At 32.6% G+C, this 25,551-nt stretch carries 24 protein-coding genes and 1 riboswitch; of the genes, 8 read left to right on the plus strand and 16 right to left on the minus strand.

Annotation, left to right across the window (positions count from 1 at the left end; all coding sequences use genetic code 11):
* Nucleotides 1-100: 100 nt before the first annotated feature.
* Complete coding sequence (locus tag EL082_RS08435; RefSeq protein ID WP_002467474.1) at nucleotides 101-727, minus strand: YkyA family protein; 627 nt, start codon at nucleotides 725-727, stop codon at nucleotides 101-103.
* Nucleotides 728-1,037: 310 nt separating this feature from the next.
* Here EL082_RS08435 and def point away from each other — a divergent pair, with 310 nt between their 5' ends.
* The 3 genes from def (at nucleotide 1,038) to rnjA (ending at nucleotide 3,991) form a co-directional block, all read left to right on the plus strand.
* A complete protein-coding gene (gene def / locus EL082_RS08440) occupies nucleotides 1,038-1,589 on the plus strand; it encodes a peptide deformylase (RefSeq protein ID WP_015365193.1) in 552 nt (183 codons plus the stop codon).
* Between the two features lie 498 nt (nucleotides 1,590-2,087).
* A complete protein-coding gene (locus tag EL082_RS08445; protein WP_002450694.1) occupies nucleotides 2,088-2,306 on the plus strand; it encodes a DNA-dependent RNA polymerase subunit epsilon in 219 nt (72 codons plus the stop codon).
* The gene (gene rnjA, locus EL082_RS08450; RefSeq protein ID WP_015365194.1) at nucleotides 2,306-3,991 is read left to right on the plus strand and encodes a ribonuclease J1; all 1,686 of its coding nucleotides are present in this window, start codon (nucleotides 2,306-2,308) and stop codon (nucleotides 3,989-3,991) included. The genes EL082_RS08445 and rnjA overlap by 1 nt, the downstream gene beginning before the upstream one ends.
* A gap of 100 nt (nucleotides 3,992-4,091) precedes the next feature.
* Here the strand turns inward: rnjA and EL082_RS08455 are convergent, their stop codons facing one another.
* The 3 genes from EL082_RS08455 to EL082_RS08465 all read right to left on the minus strand — a co-directional run bounded on the left by EL082_RS08455 (nucleotide 4,092) and on the right by EL082_RS08465 (nucleotide 7,236).
* The gene (locus tag EL082_RS08455) at nucleotides 4,092-4,751 is read right to left on the minus strand and encodes a potassium channel family protein (RefSeq protein WP_002450696.1); all 660 of its coding nucleotides are present in this window, start codon (nucleotides 4,749-4,751) and stop codon (nucleotides 4,092-4,094) included.
* A 116-nt stretch (nucleotides 4,752-4,867) separates the two neighbouring features.
* Nucleotides 4,868-5,884 carry a cytochrome d ubiquinol oxidase subunit II gene (locus tag EL082_RS08460; protein ID WP_002465591.1) on the minus strand — a complete coding sequence of 339 codons (1,017 nt, stop codon included), beginning with the start codon at nucleotides 5,882-5,884 and terminating at the stop codon, nucleotides 4,868-4,870.
* Complete coding sequence (locus tag EL082_RS08465; protein ID WP_002465593.1) at nucleotides 5,881-7,236, minus strand: cytochrome ubiquinol oxidase subunit I; 1,356 nt, start codon at nucleotides 7,234-7,236, stop codon at nucleotides 5,881-5,883. The genes EL082_RS08460 and EL082_RS08465 overlap by 4 nt, the downstream gene beginning before the upstream one ends.
* 201 nt (nucleotides 7,237-7,437) lie before the next feature.
* On the opposite strand from EL082_RS08465, the gene EL082_RS08470 reads away from it, so the two are divergent.
* Nucleotides 7,438-7,668 carry a glutaredoxin family protein gene (locus EL082_RS08470; RefSeq protein WP_002465589.1) on the plus strand — a complete coding sequence of 77 codons (231 nt, stop codon included), beginning with the start codon at nucleotides 7,438-7,440 and terminating at the stop codon, nucleotides 7,666-7,668.
* Between the two features lie 77 nt (nucleotides 7,669-7,745).
* Here EL082_RS08470 and ptsP read toward each other — a convergent pair whose 3' ends face one another.
* The 5 genes from ptsP to auxA all read right to left on the minus strand — a co-directional run bounded on the left by ptsP (nucleotide 7,746) and on the right by auxA (nucleotide 13,219).
* Nucleotides 7,746-9,464, minus strand: coding sequence for a phosphoenolpyruvate--protein phosphotransferase (ptsP, locus tag EL082_RS08475; RefSeq protein WP_002465592.1), 1,719 nt, complete (start codon nucleotides 9,462-9,464; stop codon nucleotides 7,746-7,748).
* A gap of 1 nt (nucleotide 9,465) precedes the next feature.
* Entirely contained in the window at nucleotides 9,466-9,732 is a 267-nt protein-coding gene (locus tag EL082_RS08480; RefSeq protein ID WP_002450701.1) for a phosphocarrier protein HPr, read from the minus strand.
* Between the two features lie 154 nt (nucleotides 9,733-9,886).
* The gene (locus tag EL082_RS08485) at nucleotides 9,887-10,429 is read right to left on the minus strand and encodes a DUF697 domain-containing protein (protein WP_002465585.1); all 543 of its coding nucleotides are present in this window, start codon (nucleotides 10,427-10,429) and stop codon (nucleotides 9,887-9,889) included.
* A gap of 59 nt (nucleotides 10,430-10,488) precedes the next feature.
* A complete protein-coding gene (locus tag EL082_RS08490; protein WP_002465587.1) occupies nucleotides 10,489-11,661 on the minus strand; it encodes a class I SAM-dependent rRNA methyltransferase in 1,173 nt (390 codons plus the stop codon).
* Nucleotides 11,662-11,917: 256 nt separating this feature from the next.
* Nucleotides 11,918-13,219, minus strand: coding sequence for a lipoteichoic acid stability factor AuxA (gene auxA, locus EL082_RS08495; protein WP_015365195.1), 1,302 nt, complete (start codon nucleotides 13,217-13,219; stop codon nucleotides 11,918-11,920).
* 153 nt (nucleotides 13,220-13,372) lie between these two features.
* Here auxA and graF point away from each other — a divergent pair, with 153 nt between their 5' ends.
* From graF to EL082_RS08515, 4 genes are all read left to right on the plus strand, one after another.
* Nucleotides 13,373-13,507 (plus strand): glycopeptide resistance-associated protein GraF, encoded by a 135-nt coding sequence (gene graF, locus EL082_RS11965; protein WP_002450705.1) that lies wholly within the window; start codon nucleotides 13,373-13,375, stop codon nucleotides 13,505-13,507.
* A 271-nt stretch (nucleotides 13,508-13,778) separates the two neighbouring features.
* Nucleotides 13,779-13,880, plus strand: a riboswitch (TPP riboswitch).
* 86 nt (nucleotides 13,881-13,966) lie between these two features.
* On the plus strand, nucleotides 13,967-14,542 hold the full coding sequence (locus EL082_RS08505; protein ID WP_002467293.1) for an ECF transporter S component: 576 nt from the start codon (nucleotides 13,967-13,969) through the stop codon (nucleotides 14,540-14,542).
* 12 nt (nucleotides 14,543-14,554) lie between these two features.
* Complete coding sequence (locus tag EL082_RS08510) at nucleotides 14,555-15,958, plus strand: ABC transporter ATP-binding protein (protein ID WP_002467292.1); 1,404 nt, start codon at nucleotides 14,555-14,557, stop codon at nucleotides 15,956-15,958.
* Nucleotides 15,951-16,757, plus strand: a complete 807-nt coding sequence (locus EL082_RS08515; protein WP_015365196.1) for an energy-coupling factor transporter transmembrane component T family protein — start codon at nucleotides 15,951-15,953, stop codon at nucleotides 16,755-16,757. Before EL082_RS08510 ends, EL082_RS08515 begins: the two co-directional genes overlap by 8 nt.
* A gap of 126 nt (nucleotides 16,758-16,883) precedes the next feature.
* On the opposite strand, the gene purD is transcribed toward EL082_RS08515, so the two are convergent.
* The 7 genes from purD to purQ are packed head-to-tail and all read right to left on the minus strand — an operon-like array spanning nucleotide 16,884 to nucleotide 25,551.
* The gene (gene purD, locus EL082_RS08520) at nucleotides 16,884-18,122 is read right to left on the minus strand and encodes a phosphoribosylamine--glycine ligase (protein ID WP_015365197.1); all 1,239 of its coding nucleotides are present in this window, start codon (nucleotides 18,120-18,122) and stop codon (nucleotides 16,884-16,886) included.
* A gap of 27 nt (nucleotides 18,123-18,149) precedes the next feature.
* Nucleotides 18,150-19,628 (minus strand): bifunctional phosphoribosylaminoimidazolecarboxamide formyltransferase/IMP cyclohydrolase, encoded by a 1,479-nt coding sequence (gene purH / locus EL082_RS08525; protein WP_103286268.1) that lies wholly within the window; start codon nucleotides 19,626-19,628, stop codon nucleotides 18,150-18,152.
* A gap of 16 nt (nucleotides 19,629-19,644) precedes the next feature.
* Nucleotides 19,645-20,211 (minus strand): phosphoribosylglycinamide formyltransferase, encoded by a 567-nt coding sequence (gene purN, locus EL082_RS08530; RefSeq protein ID WP_002465399.1) that lies wholly within the window; start codon nucleotides 20,209-20,211, stop codon nucleotides 19,645-19,647.
* A gap of 2 nt (nucleotides 20,212-20,213) precedes the next feature.
* Complete coding sequence (purM, locus tag EL082_RS08535) at nucleotides 20,214-21,242, minus strand: phosphoribosylformylglycinamidine cyclo-ligase (RefSeq protein ID WP_015365199.1); 1,029 nt, start codon at nucleotides 21,240-21,242, stop codon at nucleotides 20,214-20,216.
* On the minus strand, nucleotides 21,235-22,719 hold the full coding sequence (gene purF, locus EL082_RS08540; protein ID WP_002465406.1) for an amidophosphoribosyltransferase: 1,485 nt from the start codon (nucleotides 22,717-22,719) through the stop codon (nucleotides 21,235-21,237). The genes purM and purF overlap by 8 nt, the downstream gene beginning before the upstream one ends.
* Entirely contained in the window at nucleotides 22,698-24,887 is a 2,190-nt protein-coding gene (gene purL / locus EL082_RS08545) for a phosphoribosylformylglycinamidine synthase subunit PurL (RefSeq protein WP_002465405.1), read from the minus strand. The genes purF and purL overlap by 22 nt, the downstream gene beginning before the upstream one ends.
* Nucleotides 24,880-25,551, minus strand: coding sequence for a phosphoribosylformylglycinamidine synthase I (gene purQ, locus EL082_RS08550; RefSeq protein ID WP_002465411.1), 672 nt, complete (start codon nucleotides 25,549-25,551; stop codon nucleotides 24,880-24,882). Before purQ ends, purL begins: the two co-directional genes overlap by 8 nt.

Genomic DNA, 25,551 nt, shown 5'->3' on the forward strand with positions numbered 1-25,551 from the left:
AAGCCTGTTAAACGATTTCATAAAGTTCTGTTTCATAGAAAAAAGATACAGATGTCAGAACTGTACTACTACATTCTTCCTATCTGTATCAGTCAAGAAATTATTTTAATTGGTCTACATCTTGTTTTTCTTTATTTACCTTGTTCATCGCTTTTGAATACGCTTTAAATTTCTTGTTCATATCTTTATATGTTTTACCTAACTCTTTCGATTTTTCATCAACTTCGTCTTGTGTTGCACCATCTTTATTGATAAAACTAAACAGTGATTTTTCTTTTTCAAGCGCTTTTTTGTAAGCCTTTGCATAATCACTATGTGATTTATATTTATCCTTAATAGCTTTATCTAACTCTTCAACTTCTTTTTTCTTATCTTTATTATCTATATTGTCTATATGTGATTCTGCCTTTTTAAATTCTTTTTCAGAATCGGCTAATGCCTTTTCTTCTTTCTTGAATTCTTTTTCACGTTTTTCTACATTTTCAACGATGTCATTAGCTGCTTTTTCTCTTGTTTGTTGATCTTTCTCGTTAGCTTTTTTAAATAACTTTTGTTTTTCTTCTTCTAATTTATTAATTTTTTTACTTACATTTGCAACTGGTTTCTCTTTATCAAAAGCATTTTGAACTTGTTCATCATATGCTTTTATTTCTTTTTTATCTGTTGTACATCCGGCTAGTAATACTGCTGATGTTGCAACAACTGCTATTGTTTTGTTTAATTTCATTTCTGTATCCTCCTCAAAGTTGTACGATTGTTATCATAAATAAATCTCTCTCATAAATCAAAGAAATCGGCTAAGTATCTTACGTCTATTTTAATCCCTAACGATATACATTAATAACGGTTATACTGCAGAGATATATCACGTTTGCGTATCTTCACATTTAATTTTAAAGGTACTTTCGTAACACATCATAATTCATGTGTATTATTATTTTAACTTTTATTTTCATTTTCTACTAATAATATAATTTACTTCAATGTACTTCTACCTATTATATTTGGTATATTTGTAATTAAGGAAGGTGTCAGACATGATAACAATGAAAGATATAATTAGAGATGGTCATCCAACACTTCGTGAAAAAGCTCAAGAATTAAGTTTCCCATTATCAAATGAAGATAAAGAAACATTAAAAGCTATGCGCGAGTTTTTAATCAATAGTCAGGATGATGACATCGCCAAAAAATATGGTTTACGCTCAGGTGTGGGTTTAGCTGCACCACAAATTAATGTATCCAAAAGAATGATTGCCGTGTATTTACCAGATGATGGAAATGGGAAATCATATGATTACATGCTAGTTAATCCAAAAGTGATGAGTTATAGTGTTCAAGAAGCCTATTTGCCAACTGGTGAAGGTTGTCTAAGTGTAGATGAAAATATTCCTGGTTTAGTTCATCGTCATAATAGAGTCACTATTAAAGCTCAAGATATCGATGGTAATGACGTAAAATTACGTTTAAAAGGCTATCCAGCTATCATTTTCCAACACGAAATTGATCATTTGAATGGCATTATGTTCTATGATCATATTGATGATTCTAATCCTTTAGCACCTCATCCAGATGCAGTTGAAGCATGATTTGATTTAACCTCGAAAGTAACATGACTTTCGAGGTTTTTTATTTAATAGATTTCAATCAAATAAAACAATAGCGTTTAAATAAATAAGTTTGAAGTTGTGACTAAATTGATATATGGTTTTTCCCAAAGCTAAATAGAGATTGAAGGTTCTTACTATATTACGTGCCCTGTTCGTTCACTTAATGATAAAACTGCTTTATTTCTTTTGATACATCATGTAAAATATACATTAACTGAAATCTTAGTGAATTAATCCTATTTTTCAAAAATTGAACGACATGATTTCCCTGGAAAACATACTCGGCAGTGAAATTAAATAATTATAGTTGTATATTTATTTAGATTAGCTGGTATGTCTGTTATTAAATTTAAATACACATACTTTTATTGAAGAACAATATCTATGATAAAACCTGATTTCTATCTTTAATAACCCGAGCTATCAACCACGGGACTTGAATAAATATTAAAAACATCCTTAGGAGGAATTATATCAATGGCAGTATTTAAAGTATTCTATCAACATAATAAAGATGAAGTTATCGTGCGTGAAAACACGCAAACGATTTATGTTGAAGCACAAACTGAAGAACAAGTAAGACGTTATTTAAAAGACCGTAATTTTAATATCGAATTTATCACTAAATTAGAGGGCGCACATTTAGATTACGAAAAAGAACATTCAGATCATTTTAATGTGGAGAATGCTGAATAATGAAGCAATTACATCAAAATGAAGTAGGTGTATATGCACTTGGTGGTTTAGGTGAAGTAGGTAAAAATACTTATGCTATCGAGTACAAAAATGAAATCGTGATTATAGATGCGGGTATTAAATTCCCTGATGATAATCTACTTGGAATTGATTATGTGATTCCTGATTACACTTACTTAGAACAGAACCAAGATAAAATCGTTGGTCTGTTCATCACTCATGGACACGAAGATCATATAGGTGGTGTGCCCTTCCTATTAAAGCAAATTAATGTACCTATTTACGGTGGTCCATTAGCTTTAGGTTTGATTAGAAACAAATTAGAAGAACATAATTTATTACGTACGGCTCAATTAAATGAAATCAATGAAGATAGTGTGATTAAATCCAAACATTTTGAAATATCGTTCTATCTTACAACACACAGTATTCCTGAAGCATATGGTGTTATTGTTGATACACCTGAAGGTAAAATTGTTCATACTGGTGACTTTAAATTTGATTTCACACCTGTTGGCGAGCCAGCAAACATTGCAAAAATGGCTAAATTAGGTGAAGAAGGCGTACTTTGTCTACTTTCTGATTCTACGAATGCATTAGTTCCTGACTTTACTCTTAGTGAACGTGAAGTAGGACAAAATGTCGATAAAATTTTCCGTAATTGTAAAGGTCGTATCATTTTCGCGACATTTGCTTCGAACATCTATCGTGTTCAACAAGCAGTCGAAGCAGCAGTTAAGCATAATAGAAAAATTGTTACATTCGGTCGTTCAATGGAAAACAATATTAAAATAGGTATGGAGCTAGGATACATTAAAGCTCCACCAGAAACATTTGTAGAACCAGGAAAAATCAATAATATTCCTAAACATGAATTACTTATTTTATGTACTGGCTCACAAGGTGAGCCTATGGCAGCATTATCTCGTATCGCTAACGGTACACATAAACAAATCAAGATTATCCCAGAAGATACTGTTGTATTTAGTTCATCACCTATTCCAGGTAATACTAAAAGTATAAACCGTACAATTAACGCTTTATATAAAGCTGGTGCAGATGTTATTCATAGTAAAATTTCTAACATCCATACTTCTGGACATGGATCTCAAGGCGACCAACAATTGATGTTACGTTTAATCCAACCTAAGTACTTCTTACCTATTCATGGTGAGTATCGTATGCTCAAAGCACATGGTGAAACTGGTGTTGACTGCGGTGTTGACGAAGATAACGTCTTTATCTTCGATATCGGTGATGTACTTGCTTTAACTCATGATTCAGCACGTAAAGCAGGTAGAATTCCATCAGGTAATGTGCTTGTTGATGGTAGTGGTATTGGTGATATTGGTAATGTGGTAATCAGAGATCGTAAATTATTATCTGAAGAAGGTTTAGTAATTGTGGTTGTTAGTATAGACTTTAATACAAACACATTACTTTCAGGTCCTGATATCATTTCACGAGGCTTTGTGTATATGCGTGAATCTGGACAACTTATTTATGATGCGCAACGTCGTATTAAAACTGATGTTATTTCTAAATTAAACCAAAATAAAGACATACAATGGCATCAAATTAAATCATCAATCATCGAGACTTTACAACCGTACTTGTTCGAAAAGACAGCTCGTAGACCAATGATTTTACCTGTCATTATGAAAGTTAATGAAGATAAAAAATAATAATATTATAATTTCCCATAAGCTACTATCATCTTTATGATAATGCTTATGGGATTTCTTAAAAAAATGGTTTAGCCAAGATAATTGACTAAACCATTTTTTATTTAGCTATGTTTTTTTCAAATCGACCTAAATCATTATCATGACCAATCATGATTAAGATATCACCAATTTCAATATTTAAATTTGGGTCTGGTGACACAATAAACTGCTTTCCTCTTTTAATTGCAATAATATTAATTCCATATTGTGCACGAATATCTAAATCGATAATTGTTTGGCCAGTCATTTTTTCAGTAGCTTTTAATTCAACGATAGAGTGTTCATCTGCTAATTCTAAATAATCAAGTACACTCGCACTAGCTACATTATGTGCTATACGACGGCCCATATCACGTTCAGGATGGACAACAGTGTCCGCACCAATCTTATTTAATATTTTAGCATGATAATCATTTTGTGCTTTGGCAGTTACCTTTTTAACACCTAATTCTTTTAAAATAAGTGTTGTTAACGTACTAGATTGAATATTTTCACCGATAGCAACTATAACATGGTCAAAGTTTCTAATTCCTAAACTTTTCATTACTGCTTCATCAGTAGTATCTGCTACTACCGCATGAGTTGCAATATCACTATATTCATTAACTCTATTCTCATCACTATCAATGGCCATAACATCCATATCTAAGGCGTTAAGTTCTCTAACAATACTGCCACCAAAGCGTCCTAAACCAATTACTACGTATTCCTTTTCCATATAGTCCTCCGCTTATTACACATTTACATAACAACGATTAAATCAACTTTCTTTTAAATGATACTAAATAAAGCTAATACAAAATCGAAATTATGATTTGTTCTACTTTAAGTTGATTATTTTTTTCCTTCAACATAATCTTTATCGAAAACAAATAGTCTCAATAATAATAGTAACGATGGAACTAATAAAAGTAAACCTAAAATAAATGCGATGACCAATGCTAGACCCATTTCATCATTCACATGGGAACTTGATATTTTTACGAATGGATGTAATAAATATGGTAATTTGCTCATACCATATCCAAAGAATGCGAATAACATTTGCAAAATTACCATTATAAATGCTAAACCATGATTTCTTTTGAAAATAGTTAGTGCACCTGCAACTAGGAAAAAGATAAAACTTATCACAAACATCCACCAATAGTTAAAAACAGCATTATTAAAATGATCCGAGTTTTGTACTCTTAAAGATAAAAAGACAAACAATGAAATAATAATCATTGGTGGTCCCCAAAATATATGCCAACGTCTCATTAAATGATATGCCGGTTCATCCTTTGCTTTATTAGCATAGAATGTAAGAAATCCAGAAGATATATAAAGGACTGAAATAATCGCCAAGAATACAACTGACCAAGCAAATGGACTTAGTAATAGTTGAACCCAGTCTAAATCAACATGGTTCCCCACCTCTTTGATATAGCCACCTTCTGAAATTGTTAACGCAGTTGCTAATGCAGCTGGAATGAGTAAACCTGTTAATCCATATAGAAAAATCCATGGCAATTTTGTATCTTGTCCATAATTTTCAAAAGCATAGAAACTGTTTCTAATTGAGATTAGAATCGTACCAATTGATCCTGGTACAAGTAAAACCGTGCCTAAATACTTAACAGAATCTGGGAAAAAACCAATAAATCCAACAAAGAAAAATACAAAGAACACATTTGTGACTTCCCATACTGGGCTAAGATATCTTTCAATAAGATGATTAATTTTCTTCTCTTCACCTGTAATCTTAGAATGCAATGCGAAGAATCCAGCACCAAAATCAATTGAGGCTACGATGATATAACAAAATAAAAATATCCATAAAACTGAAATACCTATATATGAATATATCATTTGTTATCACCTCTTTCTTTTAGAACTTGATTGACATCATTGATAGCAGGTTTATTTCTAAACATTCTGAGTAGTACATATGCAGATGTCACGATGAGTACAAGATATAATAAACCAAATAAAATCGTCACTAATGTGATGCCTCCAGCTTGAGTCGCTGCCTGAGATACTCTTAAGTATCCTCTTACAATCCAAGGTTGGCGTCCCATTTCAGTTAAGAACCAACCAAATTCGATAGCTAACATAGACGCTGGTCCAGTAAGCAATATGCTATATAAAACGACCTTATGCGTGATAAAGTGTCGTAACTTCTTAATTAATAAAATCAACATAAATATCCCTGAAATCACAAAACAGAATACGCCCATTGAAACCATTAAGTCAAAGAAATAATGAACAATTAAAGGAGGCAATTCATTTTTAGGAAAATCGTTAAGTCCTTTAACTGTCGTCTTAAAATTATTATCAGCTAAGAAACTTAACATTCCTGGGATTTCTATTGCACCTGATACTTCATTTGTCTTTTCATTTAAAACACCAAAAAATACTAAATTGGCTTGGGATTGTGTGTCAAAATGCCATTCATATGCAGCTAATTTTTCTGGTTGTACTTTATGTAAAAATTTGGCAGACATATCTCCTGCTAACATCGATAACAATGTTGAAATAAAACCAACAATCATCGTCATTTTTAAGGCTTTCAAATGATATATTTTATCTTCTGAATACGACTGTTTTAACAATTTAAATGCAGCAATTGCCGCAAGAATAAATGCCATTGTCATTCCAGCGGTTGCAACGACATGGAAAGATCTTACGATGAATGATGAATTAAACATCGCTTCTAATGGTTGAACATTAACCATACGTCCATTTTTCATTTCAAAACCAGCTGGCGTATTCATAAACGAGTTAACTGATGTAATGAAAAATGCTGAGAATGATCCACCTATAATTACAGGTAATCCTATAACAAAATGAATCCATTTATTCTTAAATCTTTCCCAAGTATAAAGATAAATACTAAGAAATATAGCTTCAAAAAAGAATGCAAATGTTTCCATAAATAGAGGTAATGCAATCACATGTCCACCCATTTTCATAAATGTCGGCCATACAAGCGATAATTGCAAACCAATAATAGTACCTGTCACTACACCAACAGCCACTGTAATGGTATATCCTTTCGACCATCGTTTCGCTAATGCAATATAATGTGCATCATTGTTACGTATGCCAAGAAATTCTGCAATAACAAACATTAATGGCATACCTACACCAATCGTCGCAAATATGATATGAACGGCTAAGGTCATACCTGTAAGCAAACGACTCATTTCAACTGAATCCATATATAATCACCTTGAATTTATATTTTTGTAATTTCACAATGCTTAAAATTATAAATCCTTATCAAGATGAACTAAATGTTTTTGCTTGAATTTTTGATATAAAATTTTTATAGAGACACATAATGTTCACACCATTGATATTTTATAAAATTAAATATAAGATAGAATAATATAAATTAGCACATAGAAAGGAAGACTGAAGTGTCACATATTACGATTTATACACAAGATGATTGTCCACCTTGTACCTTTGTAAAAAATCATCTTCAAGCAAATCATGTGGATTTTACAGAAAAGAATATAAAAAATAATCAATATCGTATAGAAATGATGGATTATGATGCATTTGCGACGCCATTTATCTTATTGAACGATGAACCTATGTATCAAGTTGATATGGATAAAATTAATCAAGCTTTTGACATTCAATAATTGATTAGAAAAAAAAAAGACTAATTAAATAAAAACCAACTAAAGCAATTTAGATTGCTCTAGTTGGTTTTTTATTATTATTTTGAAATGTTATTAACTAATTCCATAACTTCTTCTTGTGTTGCACAATGAATAGCACGGTTCGCTAGTTCTGACATTTCATTTTTACTTAAACCATTAATTTGTCTTCTAGCTTTAAGAATAGATGTTGGACTCATTGAGAATTCATCTAGACCTAAACCTAATAGTAATGGTACTGCAGTAGCATCTCCTGCCATTTCACCACACATACCAGTCCATTTACCTTCTTTGTGAGAAGCTTCAATGACTTGTTTTACTAAGCGTAAAATTGAAGGGTTGTATGGTTGATATAAGTAAGATACACGTTCAGACATACGGTCAGCTGCTAATGTGTATTGGATTAAGTCATTTGTACCAATACTAAAGAAATCTACTTCTTTAGCAAATACATCAGCTAATGCTGCTGTCGCTGGTATTTCAACCATGATACCTAACTCAATATCTTCAGAAACTTCATAACCTTCATTTTGAAGATTTTCTTTTTCTTCTAATAACATTGCTTTAGCATCACGGAATTCCTTGATAGTTGCTACCATTGGGAACATGATATTTAATTTACCATAAACTGATGCACGTAATAACGCGCGTAATTGTGGTCTGAAAATATCAGGTTGAGCTAAGCAAAGACGAATCGCTCTGTATCCTAAGAATGGATTCATTTCGTCTGGTAAATCTAAATATGGTAATTCTTTGTCGCCACCGATATCCAATGTACGAACAACAACACGTTTACCATCCATAGTTTCTAATACTTTTTTGTATGCTTCAAATTGTTCTTCTTCAGTAGGTAATTGATCTCTACCCATGTATAAGAACTCAGTACGATATAAGCCAATACCTTGTGCACCATTTTCAATGACACCTGGTAAATCGTTTGGTGTACCAATATTAGCTGCTAACTCTGCGTGAACACCATCAACAGTTACTGTATCAGCATCACGTAATTTTTGTAATTCTTGTTTATCTTCAAAGAAACGTTCACGTTTATTTTGATAAGCGATAACTTCATCTTCTGTAGGATCGATGATAACATCACCAGTTAAACCATCAACAATAATCATATCACCTTGTTTAACTTCTTTAGTGATTGATTTAGTACCAACTACTGCTGCGATTTCTAATGAACGACTCATAATCGCAGAGTGACTTGTTCTACCGCCAATATTTGTAACAAACCCTTGAACGAATTCTTTATTTAACTGCGCAGTATCAGAAGGTGTTAAGTCATTACCAATAATAACAACACTTTCATCAATCATACTTGGGTTTGGTAATTCAACCCCAAGAATATGTGCTAACACACGTTTAGATACGTCTCTAATGTCTGCAGCACGTTCTTTCATGTATTCATTATCCATTGATTCAAATATAGTAATGAATTGAGTTGTAACCTCATTTAATGCTGTAGCTGCATTAACATGATCATTTTTAATTTTATCTTGAATTGGTTGAATTAATTCTGGATCATCTAAAACAAGTAAATGCGCATCAAAAATGGCAGCTTTATCAGCGCCTAATTGAACTTCTGCATTATTTCTTATTTTAGTTAATTCAATTTTAGATGCTTCGATAGCGTTATTGAATTTGCTAGTTTCACCTTCGACATCAGTAATTGTTTCACTGCTATCAAAAGATAAATCTGGCTCAACTATTAAGTAAGCTTTAGCGATTGCTACACCATCAGATGCAGCAATACCATTAATTAATTTAGACATATTACTTAGTTAAACCTTCTTTTGATAAGACATCACTGATAGATTCGATTGCATCTGCCTCATCGCTACCGTCAGCATAAATTGTAATTTCAGCATCTTTACCTACACCTAAACTCATAACACCCATGATTGATTTTAAGTTTACTTTTTTACCGTTATATTCTAATTGAATATCTGAATCAAATTTTGAAGCTGTTTGTACCAACATTGTAGCTGGGCGAGCGTGGATTCCTGTTTCGTCGATAATTACATATGATTTTTGTTCCATAATTTATTTCTCCTTCTATAAGTTAGAATCTTCAATATACTTACAATCTAACATAAATTTTTATACCTTAACTTTACCAAAACCAATAGTTAAATTCAATTTCTTTAAAACCGGTTTCAGTATATTTCTACAATTTTTTAACAAATTATATCCCTTAAAGTAACTCTTTGATGACTTTTTCACATTTTTCGATATGATCTTGACCTAATCTTTTCATAAAGTAATAACTAATTGATGCTGAAACTGCTTGTCCTACAAATGGGAACCATTTAGTTTGTTTAGCTGCAGTACGTTTTGCCACATCTCTAATCACTACTTTCATCAGTGCATTAGTTAATTTTTTACCAATAAACTGACTACCTTGAATAGCTGCAGCAGACATTATTCGTTCTCTAACGTCATCACTTAATGAATTGACTTGTTTATGATCTAGTCCATAAATTTTATTGACATCACTAATGATATCTCTCATTAATTTTATATCAACACCAAAGTCTAATCCAGGAATTGGTACTACACTCATTCCTGATGATAGTAAAGATTTCTTCTTAACGAGATTCTCTGCTTGTGCACGTCTTTGTTGTAACTCATTTTGAGTCACAGGTAAATTACTTTTTTCTTTGATTTCTTCAATATTTAATACTTTATTACCAACTGTATTTGTGACTCTGTTCGTCATTTTATTTCTTATGCTCATCTTATTCACACTCCCATGAATCTTATTTCAATAAGACTCTATACCCAGATTACAACTATTTAATGCTCAATATTAACAAAAATTGCTTTTAAATACTTTGAAGGTTTGTAATGTGGATGTGTTTTAAAGTCTTTAGGTAATCCCATCACCTCATTGATTTCATAATCCACTTCAGCTTCATCTAATGTTGTTTTGATAACATTTTTAAATGCCTTTAATGAAAACACGCTTGAATTTGTGCATAATAATAATGTACCTTTTGGTGATAATACTTCTAAAGCACCATTAATCAATTTGTCGTAATCTTTTTGTACTGAAAATGTTTTCTTTTTATTACGTGCAAAACTTGGTGGATCAATCACAATAGTGTCATATTGATGTCCGTGGCGTTTTGCATAATTATAATAATCAAATGTATCCATGACATAAATATATTGTGATTTTGGATCAATAGCATTAAGCCCAAAATTCTCTTCGGTTAATCCTCTAGAGCGATTAGCTAAATCTACACTAGTTGTTGATTTAGCCTTATTTGCAGATACTACTGAAAAAGCCCCTGTATAGCTAAACACATTTAAAAGATGACGCCCTTCTGAGAATTGATCACGTAATTTCTTTCTTACTTCTTTTTGATCAAGGAAAATACCTGTCATTAAGCCATCATCTAAATCCACATTATAAAAAGTGAAGTTTTCTTCGATGACGATTGGAAATGCTTGTTGTTCTCCCTCAACAAATCCACCTGTATATTCAGTATCTTTAAATCTCATTTTTTCGTAGATAGACTGATACTTAAAGACTGTTTTGATAGCTTCTAATATATGATATCTAAATTTGTAAATACCTTTTGAATACCATTGAATTAATAAATGCCCATCATAATTGTCGATCGTTAAACCACCGACACCATCACCTTCAGCATTGAACAATCTAAAAGCATTCGTACCATCTATATGATAGTAATATTCTCGTTCTTCTAAAGCTTTTTCAAATAATCGTTTAAAAAATGCAGTATTAATATCTTCAGATGGATCATAACTCAATACCCAACCTAAACCTTTGTGTTGTCTACCTACATAAGCAGTTGCTACATATTGTTCTTTCCCATCAACTAATTTGAATAAATCACCTTCTTTAAGATGATCTTGGGCATAAATATCTTCTTCATCAATTAAAGGATATTGATTGTGATATTTTGATTCTTTACCTCTATTTAAAGTTGCAATCTTCATTTATTACACTAACCTTTCTTTTATACGTTTAATTTCTTCAACCGTCACATTGCTATGTTGATTCGTAAATGCATTTTACATTATATATATTTACTAATTGAATGATTCATTTATTATTTTAACAAAGAATGCTACTTAGTCCTATTTTCTAACAAAAAAGAGTGAGCTTACAATTCGATCGATTAAAGAAGGAATTGTAACCCACCCTATAACACGTGTGATTTGTTTAGATTAATTTGTTTTTATATTCTTTTTATCATTCTTTTGGTTTATCTCTTAACTGTAATGAATAAGCAACAATCATTGCTAGTAACATAAGCAATAAAGTTGGTGTTATAAATACAGATAACAATAAACCGTGAACCATAATATTTATGAATTCAGTTAATAATTTAAAGAATAAGATACTTCCCATAAATAATTGTAAGAAGTAAAATTTACCTCTTAAGAAATAAGTAAGTGTTGTAGCAATATAAACAATGATAATGAATAAAAGTAATAATAATGTTACCCATTCAATCACATATTGCGTTTGTGATAATTCCCATTCTCCAGATAAGAACAATGCATTTCTGTTGTTAAATTCTAAGAATGTAAAGAAGAATATAACTAAACCACAGAAAATTTCAACATACATTGGTTTTATCCATTTTGGCTTTCTCATCCAATTTGGAATATCATCTTCTTGAATATCAACAATATTTTTTACTTTTTCTTTAAATTTATCCCTTTTAACTCTAATTCTTTCTAAATCAACACTTCTTCTTGTTTTACGTGCATATTCTGTTGTCTTATCTTGTAGTTGTTTTAAGTGAACTTTAGTTTGATTTGAGACATTACCTTTACTTGTTCTTGATAATTCAGGTTCTTCTTCGCCTAATTCTTGTTTAGTAAGCGGCAGAGCACGTCTTAAGAACAAGAAGTTCCAAATTGACATTTGTCCTAATAACCACATAATAATAAAGAATGTATTAACACTTAAAATATCAATAGATTCAATTTCATTAGCGTCAATACGACCATGCAATGCAATTTGAGTAATAAGATAACTGATACCATATGACACTATAATCCACATATAATGACTTTTTCGATTATCACTATTCAATTCATCTTTATATACAATGTATCCAATATGTATGATGAACGGAATAATAAATACGATACCAAAGAATCCATACACTTGCATCATAAGAACTAGAGTAATTAAGAAATACATTACCCCTATGACCAAGAAGAAAATTGAAATATCATAATCATACTTAATTGTTCTAAATAACGTATGACCTAGTAACATTACTAAGATACCAAATAATATAATGATTATGGCACTTACAATTGGGAAACCCCCGATAAATCTACTCATCACTTTAATTATTTCAGCGAAAAATGCGTTCAGGAATTCCCATATATTATACACATGTGTATTTACCTTCTTATCTCCATTTAACTGTTTAATAAGCGGTAAGTTAATTAATATAATGAGTCCTGTGAAAAGTGAAACGATACCGATGATATAACTAAATATGATCTCGGTGTGTTTCTTAAGAAAAGACATACTATTCACCTCAAAAGTTATTATATATGAAGAACTTATTCTTGTCTTTAATAAATCACTAAATACGTCTATAGACCTAGAAAAGTTTATTATTAGCATAACTGGGTAAAAGGTGTATGTAAACAATAAAACACAATTAGGGGTGGATTTATTATGAGTAATGAAGAATTTGCAAAAAAATCAGCTGAAAAAGCCAAAGAAGCAGAAGAGAAACTAAAAGAACAAAAAGAAGAAAAAACAAATGATACAGAACAAACTAAAAAAGATATTGATGATGCGTTAAATTAATATCTACTTGCTAGTTAAATCATAATAAGAATTCAATTTTCTATAAAAACTACGTGCCTAGGGTGTTTTTGATATCCTAGGTACTTTTTATGTTTACAAGCAATATACGTCTATTTCACTTAATTTTTATGATTCTTTATTCCATATCCCTTTCTAAAATTCCTACTCACTTCCAATTATTTGCATAAAATCAAAATATTATTTTATGAAATATTTTATTAACTTGACAATCCACATGAAAAATCATACATTAAAGACAAATTAAAAATAATAAACGCACTAGGGGTGTTTTGAACTGAGATGAGGTTAACCCTCAAACCCTTTGAACCTGATCTAGCTAGATACTAGCGTAGGAAAGTGTAATTAACAAAGATTATAATCGTATGTTGAATCATATTCTTATGTTTTACGCACAACTTTCCTAGAGATGGTTGTGCGTTTTTTTAGGAGGATGTTTTTATGTCAAAAGGTTTAAAGCTTTCTGAGATATTAGTGACAGTACTTATCTCTGTAATTTTTGCCATTATTTATAACTTATGGTGGTTATTTTATAATGTTGCACAAGTCGCTGGTTTACACCTTGAGCAATTAACCTATGGAGTATGGTTTATGGCAGCGATTGTTTGTTATTTAATTATTCCTAAGCCAGGTATCGCCTTACTTGCTGAGTTTGCTGCAGGTGCCGGTGAAACAATTGTGATGGGTAAATTTGATATACCTACGATTATCTATGCCCTTCTACAAGGTTTAGCATGTGAGATTGTCTTTGCTATTTTCAAATACCAGTCTCGTTCAGTCATGGTAGCTATGCTTGCTGGACTAGTGACTGCACTTGTATCATTCCCAGTCGACTATTTCTATGGTTATTTAAATGAAGTTGCTGGATGGAACTTAATTTTATTCATTGTTTTCCGTGCGATTAGTGGTATTATCATTGCTGGTTTATTATCTTATTTATTGGTTAAAGCATTGGATCAAACTGGTGTAACTAAAGTATTCAGACCCGCTTCTAAAGATGATTACGATACATTATAAGGGGACTTAAAAGTGTTAAAAGTTACAAATTTACGTTTGAAATATCCAAATGGACATCGAAAAATTTTTGATAATCTAAATCTAGAAATTAAAGAAAAAGAAAAAGTACTTTTACTAGGACCATCTGGTTCTGGAAAAAGTACGCTTTTAAATGTATTAAGTGGCATTGTACCCAATTTAATAGAATTACCTATGAAGTATGATGAATTGCAAATTAAAGAGCATAATGGCGTGATCTTTCAAGATCCGGATTCACAATTTTGTATGCCTAAAGTTTATGAAGAACTTGCCTTTGTTTTAGAGAACAGACAAGTACCAAGACAAGATATGGATGAAGCCATTAACCAAGCATTAGCATCAGTGAATTTAAATGTAACCGAAAATACACAAATCAATCAATTAAGTGGTGGTATGAAACAAAAATTAGCTATCGTCGAAACAATATTACAACAGGCAGATACACTATTTTTAGATGAACCCACTGCAATGTTGGATGTTAATGCTACATCTGATTTATGGCAACGCTTGATTAAGCTTTGGAAAGATCAAACAGTACTCATTGTCGAACATAAGGTCGAACATATTTGGCAACATGTTGATAGAGTTTTATTAATGAACTATGAAGGACAAATCATTGCTGATGATACGCCAAATCATATTTTAAAGCATTATGAACATTTACTAAGTGAATACGGCGTATGGCATCCAAATGCATGGCATTATGCACCTGAACCTAAACATATGGCACCATCGTCTATAGAGCCATTATTTAAATTTGAACATGGTGCCATCATTCGTAATAAGAAAGATTTGTTTAAAGTGGATCAATTAGCTATTCATTCAGGAGAGTGGATTACGATAACTGGTCAAAATGGAACTGGTAAAACCTCATTATTAGAATCCATATTACAATTAATCAAATATAAAGGCGTAATGACATTTCAAGGTCAGGAATTGCGTAAAATTAAAGATGCTGCAAAGCACATGTATCTAGTGTATCAGAATCCAGAACTTCAATTTATCACTAACTCTGTTTATGATGAAATATTGATTCATTTTAACCATTTAGATTCATCTAGTGCAGAATCTAAAACCCTCGACTTATTAGATTTACTAGACTTAACCAATGTTAAAAATCAACATCCTTACGAATTATCAATGGGTCAAAAACGTAGGTTAAGTGTAGCAACGGCATTAAGTTCAAATGCAGATATCATCCTATTAGATGAACCAACATTTGGTTTGGATAGCCACAATACATTTCAATTAATAAAACTATTTCAAGAGAGAGTATCTAAGGGACAAAGTATCATTATGGTTACACATGACCCAGAGATTATTAAACGCTATCCAACACGTCAATGGATAATTGAAAACCAATATTTAACAGAAATCAAAGGTGATCAACATGTTTGAACATTGGAAAATTAGACACACCTTTATGGATGACGTCAATATTATCACTAAACTCGTTTTAGGCGTTTTACTATTTTTCTTTATTATTTTTATTCATAATTTTGACTTTATGATTTACATCGTTTGTCTCATGTTTATCTTTTTACTTATGTTTAACGGAACGCAATTTAAAATTACTGGTGCTTTTATACTAGCAACCACGTTCTTTGCTCTATTGTCATCACTATTCATGATTTTATATGGTGATGGTGACCATATTTTATTTAAATTTGGCATCATTCAAATTAGTACGGAAAGTATCGTCAGAGGTATTCACCTTTCTCTTCGTACAATTACAGTGTCGATGTTTGGTATTCTTATAGCATTAACGTCACAAGTGGTCATGATATTTTATAGTCTAATGCAACACTTAAAAGTAAAACCTAAAGTTGCCTATGCCTTTATGGCCGCAATTAGAATGATACCATTAATCATTAGTTCTTTAATTCAATTACGTCGTTCTTTAAAAATGAGATATCAAATGATAGATAAATCAAATTATAGAGGATTCAAAAGACTCAAACATCTAATTATTCCTTTATTAAGTCAAAACATACGACGTGCACATCAATTATCTGTTGCAATGGAGTCTAAAGGTTTTAAAGATGGTCCAAGAACGTATTATTATCACGCACCATTCTCATACAAAGATATTATATTGATCATATGTTTATTAATTATTATCGGACTTTCTTATTATTTATCAGCTACCTTGCCAATAACTGGTATCCATGATGTCAGAATAGGTAGATTAGAATAAATTATTTTATCCATACTTCAATCATTCCATATATAAATCAAAAAATCCTGGGACAAAATAAATGTCTCAGGATTTAATAATATAAACAGTTGTTGACTGTAAACACATTCTTTTTCTTGTATCATTTTATTTCAATGCTTTATTTCCTATATCTGTTCTATAAAACAAGTTATTGCTCTTTATTTTTTTAACATTTTGATAGGCATTCACTTGGGCTTCTTTTATATTTTGCCCTTCCCCAATAGCTAAAATGACTCGTCCACCACTATTAACAAACTGGTCATTATCCTTCTTCAAACCGCTTACAAAGTAATTTGAGTCAAGTTCAAATCCACTGACTTCATGCCCTTTTTCGTAATTACCTGGATAGCCTTTAGAAGCTAACATAACACCAACCACTGATTCATCTTTCCATTCAAAGTGAATCGGCTCATCATTATCAAGCGCAATAATATGTTGCATCAAATCACTATTCATTCTTGTCAATAATACTTGTGCTTCTGGGTCACCAAATCTTGCATTAAACTCTATTACTTTCGGCCCTTCTTCTGTTAAAATAGCACCAATATATAATAACCCAAAGAAGTGATGACCTTCTTCAGCCATTGCATGTGCAATCGGTTGTGCAATCTCATTATTAGTTCTATTAATGATATCATTGCTAATATGAGGTACTGGACAATATGCACCCATGCCACCTGTATTCGGTCCTTTATCGTAATCATAAGCACGTTTATGATCTTGAGCGATACAGTCAAATGGAACAGCTCTCTTACCATTAACAAATGTCATTACAGAAAATTCTTCACCTTCTAAAAATTCTTCAAACACAATAGTTCCTGAATTTCCATCAAACATTTGTTGAACTGCTTCTTTAGCTTCAGCTCTTTCTGAAGCAATTACTACCCCTTTACCTGCAGCTAAACCATCTTTTTTAATAACTATTGGCAAATCACATGTCTCAACAAAAACTAATGCCTCATCCTTGTCATCAATTTCCTTATATTGTGCAGTAGGAATATCATATTTAGCCATTATTCTTTTAGCAAATGCCTTTGAGCCTTCAATTTGTGCTGCATCGCGATTAGGGCCAAACACTTTAATTTGATGTTTTCTTAACAAATCAGGCAAACCATCTATCAATGGTTGTTCAGGTCCAATTACAACCCATTCAATTTGATGATTAGTGACAAATTCTAAGATAGCTTCGTGGTCATTTTCTTTAATATTCGTATGGATTTGTGCCACATTAACCATTGCTTCATTGCCAGGTATCACATGAACTTGGTCTACCATTGATGATTGACTTAATTTATAGGCTAATACATGTTCACGTCCACCTGCACCAATAACGAGTACTTTCATGACTTTTCTCCCTTCAACATCCTGCTTTTAGTGTTTAAAATGTCGCATTCCTGTCATTACCATTGTAATGCCATATTTATTTGCCATATCTATAGAATCTTGGTCCTTAATTGATCCGCCAGGTTGAATAATTGCTTTTATTCCATTTTTTGCAGCTAATTCTACAGTATCATCCATTGGGAAAAAACCATCTGATACTAATGCAACATTATCATTAATTTCAATTGCTCTTTCCAATGCTATTTTGGCTGAACCTACACGATTCATTTGACCAGCACCAATACCCACTGTTTGTTTGGCATTACTTAAAATCACTGCATTACTTTTAACTGCACCTACAACTTTCCAACCTAATAACATGGCTTCCCATTGCGCTTCGGTTGGTTCTACTTCTGTAGCAACAGTCATGTCAGCACGACTCACTTCAAAGTTGTCTTTATCCTGTACTAAATAACCACCCGATACTGATACAAATTCTTGTTCTCTATTATCAATCGTTGTATCTATTTCTAAAAGTCGAATATTTTTCTTTTTCGTTAAAATGTCTAAAGCCTCTTGCGTAAATTGAGGTGCGATAACAACTTCTAAAAAGATAGAATGTAGTGTTTCAGCTAACGTCGCTGTCACTGGTCTATTTAGTGCAATAATACCACCAAAAATGGATTGATTATCTGCATCAAAAGCATTTTGAAAAGCTTCTTCTATTGAATTTCCAATTCCCACACCACATGGATTCATATGTTTGATGGCAATCGTAGTTGGCTCATCAAATTTTTTAACTAATGAGAGTGCTGCATCAGCATCTTTAATATTATTGAAACTAAGTTGTTTACCATGTAATTGTTTAGCTCCTGCAATTGTATGTTTAGCATCAGTTGTTCTGACAAAGTAAGCAGATTGTTGTGGGTTCTCACCATAGCGTAAAGTTTCTTTATTATCTTTAAAGAAATTCACAATAGCTTTATCGTATTGAGTGGTATGTTCAAATACTTTAATCATAAGTGATTTTCGATATGCTTCATCTAATTGGTCATTTTTAATTCTATTAATTACTTCATTATAATCAGCAGGATGTACAACGGTTGTCACATGTTTAAAATTCTTAGCAGCCGCTCTTAACATTGTCGGACCGCCAATATCAATATTTTCAATCGCATCCATTTCTGTAACATCTGGATTGTCTACTGTTTTTTGGAATGGATATAAATTAACAACTACTAAATCAATTAAATCAATGTGTTGTGCTTTTAATTCTTCCAAATGTTCCGATTTATCTCTGTCAGCCAAAATGCCACCATGCACTGCTGGATGTAAAGTTTTAACGCGTCCATCCATAATTTCAGGAAACTGAGTCAATTCAGACACAGATTTCACATCAACTTGTGCCTCTTCTAAAATGCGTTTCGTTCCACCTGTTGAATAAAGCTCATAACCTAATTCTTTTAAAGATGTTGCAAATTCTACAATATCGTTTTTATTTGAAACACTTAAAATTGCTCTTTTCATTATTCTCAATACTCCTCTATCGAATGATTTTCGCAATAACGCTTGGATATAACTCGTACTCTAATTGTTTGACTCTCTCTTCTAATGTTTCAATTGTGTCGTCCGTTCTTATATCACATTGTCTTTGTTCGATAATTTCTCCCGTATCCATACCATTGTCAACATAATGTACCGTTGATCCAGTTATTGAATCCCCGCTTCGAAATGCTTGACCTATTGCGTCTATCCCCTTAAATTTCGGCAATAATGATGGATGGATATTTAATATTTTATGAGGATAAGCTTTTAGAATATCCTCCCCTATCAACCTCATATAACCTGCTAAAACAATCCACTGAACCCCTTCTGCAGAAAGTAATGATAACAAATGTTGTTCATAATGAGATTTTGACTCAAAGCGCTTTGGCTCATTAATATGCACTGATACGCCTAGTTGTTCTGCACGTTTAATACAATATGCATCATGGTGATCTGTATAAAGTGCAGTAATTTCAATATCCTCTATATGTCCTTGTTGAACATGTCGTACAATATTTTCAAAGTTACTTCCAGAACCTGATGCAAAGATTGCTACTTTGGTCACGTTTATACCCCCTGAATATGAATCGGGTTATGACTATCTTCTACAATGCGTCCGATTTCATAGGCATTCACATTAAGCTGTTTTAAAATATCCATCGTCTTATCTTTCTCTATTTCATCGACGATAACAGTAAAACCAATGCCCATATTAAATATGTTATACATCTCATCAGTACTAATATTGCCTTGTTCTTGTAACCAATCGAATATTGCAGGTGTAGGAAATGCATTTGCATTTATTTCTGCAGATAATCCATCTGGCAATGAACGAGGAATATTTTCATAAAAACCACCACCAGTAATGTGATTCATCGCTTTTATTGTTACATGTTTTTTTAATTCTAATATTGGTTTTACATATAATTGGGTTGGTGCTAAAAATGTTTCTAAATACGTATGCTGACCAAATTTATCGTTAAGGTTTATACCTGACTTTTTAATGAGTTGTCTCACTAGACTATATCCATTTGAATGAATACCATTGGATGCCAATCCTATAATTACTTGACCAGATTTCACGTCTGAACCATCAATATATTCATCTTTCTCAACTGCACCAACTGCAAAGCCTGCCAAATCATATTCACCTTCATGATACATTTCACCCATTTCGGCAGTTTCGCCACCGATTAAAGCCGTATTAGTTTCTTCACAAGCATCACTGATACCTTTAACAATTTGTTCAATGATTTCAGGAACTACTTTATGCGTTGCAATATAATCTAAGAAGTAAAGCGGCTCTGCACCTGTAGTTAAAATATCATTCACACACATTGCCACCGCATCTATACCTATAGAATCATGCTTATTATGATCAATTGCTAATTTCAATTTGGTACCTACACCGTCTGTTCCTGAAACTAATACTGGTGCTTTCATATTGAGTTGAGATAAATCAAATGTTGCACCAAAACCGCCTAATCCACCGATAACTTCCTTACGTATCGTACGTTTAACATGACTAGACATTCTTTCTACCGCTTCATAACCTGCATGGATATCTACACCTGATTGTTCGTATGCTTTAGACATTTATATTTCCCTCACTATCAAAGTAATGTTTATTTTCATTAATATATGCTTTTTGACGATCACTTAAATGCTTTTTATAATTCTCTTCGTAATCAAACAATCCAGCCGGATAGTCTCCTGTGAAGCTTTCAACACACAAACCACTATATGGCGCGTCATAATCTAAACCTATAGATTCAATTAATCCATTCACACTAAGATATGCAAGCGAATCAGCGCCTATATATTCACAAATTTCTTCTGGTGATTTACTCGCTGATATTAATTCAGCAGTTGTTGATACATCAATACCATAGAAGCTTGGGAACATAAATTCTGGAGACGCAATTCTGACATGTACTTCATTAGCTCCTGAATCCTTTAACATCTTTACAATACGTTTAGAGGTAGTACCTCTGACAATAGAGTCATCCACTAAGATGATATTCTTTCCTTCTACAATATCTTTAACTGCTGACAATTTAACACGAACACCTTGCTCACGAAGTTGTTGTGTCGGTTGAATAAATGTTCTCGCTACATATTGATTTTTTACAAGACCCATTTCATATGGAAGCCCTATCTCTTCGGCATAACCGCTAGCAGCTGATAAAGATGAATTAGGCACACCGATTACCATATCTGCTTCTACTGGACTTTCTTGTGCTAAACGTTTACCAGAGGCTTTACGAACAGCATGAACATTTTTCCCAGCAATCGTAGAATCTGGTCTAGCAAAATAGATATATTCCATGGCTGAAATTGCGGTATTTGTATGTCTTGTATACGATTTAACTAGGATGCCATCATCGTTAATAATGACATATTCACCGGCATGAATATCTTGCACAAATTCTGCTCCTAAGACGTCAATAGCACATGTTTCACTAGCTAGAATATAGGTGTTATCTTGCATTTTCCCGACGACTAAAGGTCTAATAGCATTAGGGTCAACTGCACCATATAATGCATCTTTAGTTAACACTGCGAATGTAAATCCACCTTTAATTTGACGTAAACTTTCTTTTAAAGCTTCTTCAAATGTAGGTGCTTTACTTCTTCGGATTAAATGCATAATCACTTCAGTATCAGATGACGAATGGAAAATGGCACCATGTTTTTCAAGGTTTTGTCTTAAAGATTGGGCATTAATAAGGTTGCCATTATGACAAATCGCAACACTCATATCATAAAAGTGATATAAAAAAGGTTGAATATTTTCTATACCTTTATTACCAGAAGTAGCATATCTCACATGACCAATTGCATTATGATAATCTTTTAATCTTGATAATTGATCATCTTTAATGGCTTCTGTTAGTAATCCAAGACCTCTTTCACCTACTAATTCTTCATGATTGGCAGCTACTATTCCTGCACCTTCTTGACCTCTATGTTGTAAACTATGCAACCCCATATAAGTTAATTGAGCAGCATCTGGATGATTCCAAATGCCAAAAACACCACATTCCTCATTTAGTCCTGAGTAGTTAAACATTGGCTAATAGCTCCTTCCCAAACATCTTTGATATCTGCTACGTTTTTGATAATTGTTGTTTGGTTATTTGATACTACGAACTGATTACCATCATTAAATTGACCAATTTCAATTGCATTTTCAATGTTTAGTGATTCATTTTCTTTTACAGAAATAATATATCTACCTTGAGATTCACTAAATAACTGTGCATTAGATACATCTATTTTTGCCTCTAACCCTAAATCATAATGTGCACTTATTTTTGCTAGTGTAATTAATAAACCACCTTTTCCAACTGTTTGAACATGTGATGCAGCACCGTTTCTAATAGCTGATTTAACCGCTTCACCTTTTGCAACCTCATCACTTAGATCAATTGATTCAAATTCATGATTTACTGTGCCATATATTAATTTTTCTAATTGGCTACCGCCGAAGTCATCACGTGTATCTCCAACGATATATAATTTTTCTCCAGCTTGTGGTTTAAAATCAGCTAAATAGTTAACATCATCAATTAAGCCAACCATACCAACTACTGGTGTTGGGAAGATGGATGTACCTCGTGTTTCGTTGTATAACGATACATTTCCTGATACAACAGGCGTTTTTAATACATCACATGCTTCTGCCATTCCTTTAGTAGAATCAATTAATTGTTGATAAATTTCTTTTTTCTCTGGAGATCCATAATTCAAGCAATCTGTCATGGCTAGCGGTGTAGCACCTACAGCAATCAAATTACGATATGCTTCTGCTACAACCATTTTCCCGCCTTCATAAGGTTGATTAAATACATAACGTGCTTCACCATCAATCGTTGAAGCAATTGCTTTATTCGTACCTTCTACTCTTACCACTGATGACTGTAGTCCTGGTTTAATAATCGTATTAGCACCCACTTGTTGATCATATTGCTCATATAAATAATGTTTTGAAGCAATCGTTGGATGTTTTAATAACTGGTCAAATACATTCTCAATATCGATATGACTATAGTCATTTTTAGATGTATTGTATGCTTTCTCTTCACCTTCAAGAATATAAACTGGTGCTTCATCCGATAAAGGTTGTACCGGAATATCTGCAAACACTTCATCTTCATATGTTAAAACAAAGCGATTTGTATCAGTTACTTCTCCAATGACTGCACTATCTAATTCATGCTTTTCAAATAAGTCTAAGAATTTTTGTTCTGTTCCTTTTTCTACAACAAGTAACATTCTTTCTTGAGTTTCAGAGAGCATCATTTCATATGGTGAAATACCTGGTTCTCTAGTTGGTACTTGGTCCAATCTTAAGTGGAGGCCACTTCCACCTTTAGCCGCCATTTCCGAAGAAGATGAAGTTAATCCTGCCGCTCCCATATCTTGGATACCAACTAATTCATCGAATGTGATAGCTTCTAATGTTGCTTCCATTAATTTCTTACCAACAAATGGGTCACCAATTTGTACAGATGGTCGTTTGCTTTCACTTTCTTCAGTTAATTCTTCAGATGCAAACGTTGCTCCGTGAATACCATCTCTACCTGTTTTTAACCCTACATAAATAACAGAATTACCTACACCTTTAGCTGTCCCTTTTTGTACCATGTCATGATCAATAATGCCGACACACATAGCATTGACAAGAGGATTACCATCATAGCGGTCATCAAACTCGATTTCACCAGCAGTTGTTGGAATACCAATACAGTTACCATAGCCACCGATACCACTAACTACGCCTTTAAGCAGTCTCTGATTTTGCTTGTTTGATAACTCACCAAAGCGTAAGCTATTTAATAAATTTATAGGACGTGCTCCAATAGAAACAATATCTCTGATGATTCCTCCCACACCTGTAGCAGCACCTTGATACGGTTCAATAGCTGAAGGGTGATTATGTGATTCCACTTTAAAAACGACTGCTTGGTTGTCACCAATATCTACAACTCCAGCGCCTTCTCCTGGTCCCATTAATACATGTTCGCCAGTAGTAGGAAACTGTTTTAAAAATGGTTTTGAATGTTTGTAAGAACAGTGCTCACTCCACATAACTGAAAAAATACCCGTTTCAGTAAAATTGGGTTCTCTGCCTAAGATTTCACATACTTTATCGTATTCTTTATCACTTAATCCCATATCTTGATATAGCTTTTCCAACTTAATTTCTTCAACACTTGGTTCGATAAATTTAGACATTTTGTTCCCTCCAACTATTTACCATAGCCTCAAATAATTTAACGCCGCTATCAGTACCTAATAATGACTCCATTGCTCTTTCCGGATGTGGCATCATACCGCAAACATTACCTTCTTTATTAACAATGCCTGCAATATCAGCATATGACCCATTAGGATTATCAGTGTATTTCAAAATAATTTGATTGTTAGTAATCAATTCGTTATAAATGTCTTCATTACAGTAGTAATGACCTTCACCGTGTGCTACCGGATAAACAACCACTTCATTTTCTTCATATAAATCTGTGAATGGCGTCTGATTATTTACAATACGTAAAGATTCATTACGGCTGACAAATAAATGTGAATCATTATGAAGTAACGCACCAGGTAGTAAACCGATTTCAGTTAAAATTTGGAATCCATTACATACACCTAGTACTGGTTTGCCTTCTTTAGCCAATCTTTTAACTTCATTGATAACCGGCGCTACGCTTGCCATAGCACCTGATCTTAAATAATCTCCAAAAGAGAATCCACCAGGAATAAGTACACCATCAAATCCTTCTAATGTTGTCGTTCTATAATCAACATATTCCGCTTCAACACCTGATTTAATCGCTGCATTATACATATCTCTATCACAATTTGAACCTGGAAATACAAGAACAGCAAATTTCAT

The sequence above is a fragment of the Staphylococcus warneri genome, from assembly GCF_900636385.1.
In the GTDB taxonomy this organism is placed as follows: Bacteria; Bacillota; Bacilli; order Staphylococcales; family Staphylococcaceae; genus Staphylococcus; species Staphylococcus warneri.